At 66.9% G+C, this 5,937-nt stretch carries 6 protein-coding genes; 5 read left to right on the top strand and 1 reads right to left on the bottom strand.

Annotation, left to right across the window (positions count from 1 at the left end):
* A partial coding sequence (locus ACMO6A_RS10935) for an MSCRAMM family protein (protein ID WP_418471260.1) occupies positions 1-2,104 on the top strand: 2,104 nt, incomplete at its 5' end.
* A gap of 222 nt (positions 2,105-2,326) precedes the next feature.
* Here the strand turns inward: ACMO6A_RS10935 and ACMO6A_RS10930 are convergent.
* Positions 2,327-3,511 (bottom strand): IS110 family transposase, encoded by a 1,185-nt coding sequence (locus tag ACMO6A_RS10930; RefSeq protein ID WP_418471259.1) that lies wholly within the window; start codon positions 3,509-3,511, stop codon positions 2,327-2,329.
* Positions 3,512-3,778: 267 nt separating this feature from the next.
* Here ACMO6A_RS10930 and ACMO6A_RS10925 point away from each other — a divergent pair, with 267 nt between their 5' ends.
* The 4 genes from ACMO6A_RS10925 to ACMO6A_RS10910 all read left to right on the top strand — a co-directional run.
* A complete protein-coding gene (locus ACMO6A_RS10925) occupies positions 3,779-4,513 on the top strand; it encodes a class B sortase (protein ID WP_418471258.1) in 735 nt (244 codons plus the stop codon).
* Between the two features lie 133 nt (positions 4,514-4,646).
* A complete protein-coding gene (locus tag ACMO6A_RS10920; protein WP_418471257.1) occupies positions 4,647-4,976 on the top strand; it encodes a type II toxin-antitoxin system Phd/YefM family antitoxin in 330 nt (109 codons plus the stop codon).
* Positions 4,977-5,010: 34 nt separating this feature from the next.
* On the top strand, positions 5,011-5,283 hold the full coding sequence (locus tag ACMO6A_RS10915) for a hypothetical protein (protein ID WP_118351426.1): 273 nt from the start codon (positions 5,011-5,013) through the stop codon (positions 5,281-5,283).
* A gap of 66 nt (positions 5,284-5,349) precedes the next feature.
* A partial coding sequence (locus tag ACMO6A_RS10910; protein ID WP_418471256.1) for a hypothetical protein occupies positions 5,350-5,937 on the top strand: 588 nt, incomplete at its 3' end.

Below are 5,937 nucleotides of genomic sequence, written 5' to 3'. Positions count from 1 at the left end.
GTTCCAGGTCTGGAACGCCGACGACGAGATCTCGATCGGCAGCGCCGCCGGCAACCTCGCCGTGCGCGCCGAGGCCGGAAGCGAGGTCTCCATCAGGAAGGCCGCCGCGAGCGCAAGCGTCAAGGCCGAGGCCGATGACGGCACCTCCCTCGTCCTCAAATCCCCCGACGGCCCGGAAACCCCGCTCGGGGCCGATGCCGTCGATATGAAACCCGGCACGTACACCCTGATCGCCACCCAGGACGGCAATGCCCTCGAAGGCGAGGAGGTCGAAATCGAGGCCGGCAAGTCCTACACCGCCAAGGTCGCGACCGGCCTGCTCGGCGCCAAGCCCGCCCTCACCGACGACGGATACACCATGCCTGCCATCCGTCTCGCCTGGTCCGATGCCGATTCGGCATACGAGGGCCGCGGGCTCGGCGCCGGCACTTACGACCTGACCGTCTCGGGCAAACCCGCCGGCAGCATCGCGGTCGATAAGGACGGGGCGACCTACGTCTCGGTTGCCGGCGGCAAGGCCCGCCGCGTGCCCATCCTGCTCAAGAAGGGCAAGAGCGCCGAGGAGGGCGTGACCGGCGCCGACGGCTCGATCGACTTCTGGCACCTCGCGCCCGGCACGTACCGCGTCGCCGAGAGCGAGGCGCCCGCCGGATACGTCGAGGCACCGGAGATCAAGACCTTCACCGTCGGCGCCGACGGCCGAATCGAGGGCCGGGAAGCCGGACAGGCGAACTTCGAGGACGACTTCACCAAGGTCCGCATCTCCAAGCGCGACATCACCGACGAGTCCGAGGTCGAGGGTGCCAAGCTCACCGTCACCGATTCGGAGGGCAAGACCGTCGACTCGTGGACCTCGACCGCCGAGGACCACGAGATCGATGCGCTCGCCCCCGGCAAGTACACGCTCACCGAGGAGCGCACCCCGACCACCTACGACCAGGCCGAGAGCATCGAGTTCGAGGTGAAGAAGACCGGGGAGGTCCAGACCGTCACGATGTACGACTCGCCCATCTCCGTCAGCGGCGAGATCGACAAGCGACAGGAAATCGCCGACCCCGTCGTCAAGGACACCGAGGCAAACGGCGACGGCCTGAACTCGGCCGAGACCAAGGCGTCGAATGACGGCTCCTATGCCTACACCATCGATTTCCGCTCGACCTCGAGCACCTGGACCGACGAGTTCACGGTCGAGGACGACCTGACCGCCGCCGTCGACGGCCGCGCGCAGCTCACCTCGATCACCACGCCGCAGGCCCTCGAGGACCACGACGGGAAGATGAACGTTTGGTATAAGACCGACAAGACGCCCGAGGATTATGTCGACGAGTCCGGGGCCAACGCGACGCTGTCCGACGGCCATGAGAACCCCTGGCTGTCCGACGAGGCGACCGCCCCCACCCTCGGCGAGGACGGCCGCGCCGTCGACTTCACCGGCTGGAAGCTCTGGCGCGCCGACGTGCCCACGACCGAGGCAACCGAGCTTTCCGTGGCCGACCTCGGACTCGAGGACGATGAGCACGTGACCGCCGTCCGCTTCGAGTACGGCCGCGTCGAGGCCGGCTTCACCACCCGCGACGGAGGCTGGGACCGCGACGGCATCAAGGACGCACATGACGATATCGCCAGCGCCGAGGACACGGCCAAGGAAAACGGCTTCCATCCCGACAGTTCGGGCGATGGGCCCGAGACCGCGTATGCGCCCGCCATCGTCCACATGAAGGCCACCGACGGCTACACCGCCGGGCGCGCGCTCGATAACTACGCCCGCGTGGACCTCTTCCGCAACGGCGGGGGCGACGGACTCGAAGGCCATGACGAGGACCAGGTGACCCAGACGGCGAAGGCCGTCACGGTCAACCTCGATCAGACCGGCCGCAACGTCATCATCGGCCTCGCGGCCGCGCTTGCCGTCGCCGCCGCCGCGGCCGCAGCCCTCATCTACCGCCGCCGCACCCGTGCGCCCGCCGCGGACGACGAAGAGCCGGACGACGATGGTTATGACCGCGAAGACTACGGCCATGAAGACCGTCACGGTGACGGTTACGACCGCGCCGACTATGGGTACGATGACCGATACCGCGACGAGATCCGCGACCGCTACTGACGATAGGGCCGACTAGCCCGCATCGGGGCCCGACGCAACCGTGCGCCGGGCCCCTTTTCGATTACAGAGGAGACCAGCTATATGAAGTCAAGGGCTAAACCGTAGGTTTTCGAGAACTGTTAATTGTCCGAACGTTGCAGCTTGAGAGCCGAATATCGAATGCTTTCGGGCATGGCGAAGCGGGCGGCGAGGCCGCCTGGCGAGCTCCCGTTTCGCCCGGCCCTATTCTCTTTCGGGGTCGTACGGAACCTGATCGCGCATCACCGCGAACACGATGTGGCACAGCTTCCTCGCCACGGCCGTGACGGCCACGCGGTGGGGCTTGCCCTCGGCGCGCTTCTTGTCGTAGAAGGCGCGCAGCCCCGGGTCGTGCTGCCTGGCGCGGTTGGCCGCCAGCCACAAAGCGCGGCGAAGGTACGGCGAGCCGTGCTTGGTTATGGGGCCGCCGCCGCTGTCGAACTGCCCGGACTGGCTCACCGACGAGTTCAGCCCGGCGTAGCTCACCAGGGCGGACGCGTTTCGGAAGCGCGACACGTCGCCTATCTCCGAGACGATCTGGGCGCCCGTGGCGTATGACACCCCGGGTATCGTGAGCACGAGCGGCTCGACCTCGTCGAGCAGGGCCCTCACCCTCGCCTCGACCTTCGCGCACTCGGAGTCGGCGAACTCGATCTGCCTTATCAGGGACTTGACCTGGAACGAGGCCGCCTCCTGGCCGAGCCTCACGCCGATCGACGACCTGGCCGCGGCCTTGATCTTCGCGGCGTAGCCGGCCGACTTCCCGCCGCGCCTGGACGCCTCGGCGATGTCGCGGGCGAGCGAGTCGGCGCGCCTGCGCGCCAGCTCGAAGGGCAGCGGGGACTTGGACAGCACCGCGCGGCTGCCGGCCCCGAACATGTCCGAGAATATCCCGGCGTACTCGGGGAAGTGCGCGTCCATCAGGCACACGCACTGGGTCTTGAGCTCCGCGGCCATGCCGCGCAGCGACTGCAGGTAGCGCGACAGCGACCTCAGCGAGGCGACCTCGTCGGTGGCGAGCCTGGTCTCGTCGTACTGCCCTATGCGCAGCGTCTCGGCTATGAGCCAGGCGTCGATGCGGTCGTTCTTGACCTTGTCGAGCTTCTTGAGCTTGCGCACCGCCTTGACCTGCATGGGGTTTATCACGGCGACCGAGTAGCCCCGGGCGACGAGGAACGAGTAGCACGCCATCCAGTAGTGGCCGGTGGCCTCCATGCCCACGACGACGTCGGACGGCGACTCCGCCAGGCCCTCGAGCCACGCGACGGCCCTCTCGAGCCCGGCCTCGGTGTTCTTGAACGGCATCGGGCGGCACATCTCCGCCCCGCGCTCGTCGACGGCCCCTATGACGTGGTCCATCTTGGCGATGTCCACACCCGCGTAAATCATCCTCGGCCTCCTTCTGCGATGCGGCGGGGCCTGCCCGAAACGCCCGGGGCCGCAACCTCCCAAAAGAGATCCGAGGTGGCCCATCGCCCCTCATCCAGCTAATCCGCGGCCTTGCCCGAACGGGGCAGGATGCCATTCTCCTCTACGGGGTCGCGCCCGGCACCCCATCTCTCATGACGGCATCCCTGCCCGCCAGAGTCTGCATTGCACTTGAAAGCATTCGATATTCGGCTCCCAAATGCAACAACTAAAAGATAGGAGATTCCCATGAAGAGACGACCGCGACGGAAACGCAAGGCCCTCGATATCATCCTCGCTGTCATATGCGCCTCATCGCTCGCCGCTGCCGCCCTCATCGGGTGGACGATCCTGCACGAGGGCGCCGTCTACAGCGAGATCTCGGCCGAGGCGGGATCCGCCGAAGGCGGCGGCATCGACTGGGAGGCCCTGCGCGCACGGAACCCCGACATCTCCGCATGGGTGAGCGTCGAGGGCACCCCGATCGACTACCCGGTGGTCTCGCCCAGGGAAGGCGACCCACAGGGCTTCTACCTCAACCATGACTTCGACCGGAACTGGTCGTTCGCCGGATGCCCCTACCTCGATCCGCGCGGCACGGCCGACGGGCGGCATGCGCTCGTCTACGGACACCACCTCAACTTCGACAGCGAGATGTTCACCTACCTGAGGGACGCATGGCGGCAGGAGAAGTTCGATACGCTCGGCGACATGTACTGGTCGACGCCGGCCGAGGGCACCGTGCGCCTCCACCCGGCATTCTCGCTGTCGGTCGACAAGAGCTTTGCAGGCATCCAGAGGTTCAACCTCACCGCCGCCGCCGAGACGCAGGCATGGCTCGCGGACCTCTCGGCGCAGGCGGGCGCGAGGGCGGAGGGGTGCGACGACCTGTGCGAGCACGCCACGCGCGCCGTCACGCTCGTGACGTGCACCGGAAACTTCGCAGGCGGCAGGGCGAGGACCCTCACGGTATTCGTCGGCTGAATTTTTCCGGCAAACATGTCACACCATGGAAATGAGGCACAAAAGAGGGAATAAAAACGGGTATAAAAAAGGTAAGAAAGCGATAAAACCGCTTCCCATCTCGATAAACGCACTATCGGAAGGAGGTGCCGAAATGGATGGAAGAGCCAAACTGCCGCCGCCCGCGTCGGTGGGGATAACCGAGCTCAAGAACAACTTCGCCTCGATCGCGAAGCGGGTGCACGACACGTCGGTGCCCTGCACCGTGCTCAAGCAAGGCCGGGCATACGTCGCCATCGCCCCCGTGGACCCGGGATACAGGACAATGGGGAACTACGCCTGCAACCAATACACGAGGGTGCTGCGCCGCCTGTTCACGTTCTGCCGGAACGCCCACGACCACCGGATCACGTTCGTGCTCCGCCGGCGCAACGAGGACTACGTCGCCATCGCGCCGCTCGATCCTCCCGATACCGAGGACTGAGCACGCAGTAAAACCCGAGGGAAAGGACCGACCCATGCTGCCCACCATCATCATCGGAGCGTTCGTGCTCGCAATCCTCTGGCCCTTCATCAAGCTGGGCTATGAACTCATCAAGCTCGCGGGGTCGCTCGCCCTGCTCGTCGCCTCATGCGCGATCGGGGCGGTCGCCCTTGTCGGCCGCGGGGCCTGGGCCCTCATCTCCGCCTGCCGCCGACAGGCGGGAGCGAAGAAGGAGAAGCCCGTGGAGCATCCGTCCGCGCCCCGCGAGCGCATTCCCGCGCTCCCCGAATACTCCTCGGTGCGCTAGGGGCACACCAGAGGGGACCGAACAAACGAAGAGACCATCAGGCTTATATCTCGAAAGGACCATGCCATGAAGAACAACCCGATCGACAAGATCCGCGACCTCTTGGCGGAGCCAGCCGCGCGCCGCAAGGCGGTAATCTGCGCCGGTGTCGTCGCCGTCCTCGCCATCGGCGGGGCCGGAATCGCCATCGCATCCAACCGACCCGAGCCGATCGACAGCTCACCGTCCGCCGTCGAGAAGACCAAGACCGACGGCGATAAGGCGTCCGGCGCCGAATCCGTCGCGCCCGCCGACATCGCCAAGATATGCCCGACGCTCACGCTCGACGGGCAGGACGTCGGCGCGCCCGCCGACGAGCTCACCGTCACGACCGGCCAGGGCCGCGTCCTCGTGACGCAGCGGGCCGGCGACGATGCCGCGGCCACCGTGGACTCCACCGCCCGCCGCAGCGCCGCGCTCGCCCGCTCGCTCGACGGATGCGAGACCGGCGGCAAGGCGGTCGAGACCGTCACATGGGCCGCGATCGACGAGGGAGGCAACGTCGAGGTCGCCGTCACGAACTCCCCCTCCACGGCACCGTCCGGCGGCACCACCGCGGACGTCGTCAACGGCTCGGGCGGCCATGTGATATCCGATGGCGTCTGGAACTCCGAC

The sequence above is a fragment of the Eggerthella sp. genome, assembly GCF_048329335.1.
Lineage (GTDB): Bacteria > Actinomycetota > Coriobacteriia > Coriobacteriales > Eggerthellaceae > Eggerthella > Eggerthella lenta.
This window is presented reverse-complemented; position numbering and strand designations above follow the sequence as displayed.

Excerpts from the sequence above, each read along its gene's own strand:
- ACMO6A_RS10925 (WP_418471258.1), top strand. The coding sequence starts at position 3,779 with ATGAAGAGACGACCGCGACGGAAACGCAAGGCCCTCGATATCATCCTC.
- ACMO6A_RS10915 (WP_118351426.1), top strand. The coding sequence starts at position 5,011 with ATGCTGCCCACCATCATCATCGGAGCGTTCGTGCTCGCAATCCTCTGG.
- ACMO6A_RS10920 (WP_418471257.1), top strand. The coding sequence starts at position 4,647 with ATGGATGGAAGAGCCAAACTGCCGCCGCCCGCGTCGGTGGGGATAACC.
- ACMO6A_RS10930 (WP_418471259.1), bottom strand. The coding sequence starts at position 3,511 with ATGATTTACGCGGGTGTGGACATCGCCAAGATGGACCACGTCATAGGG.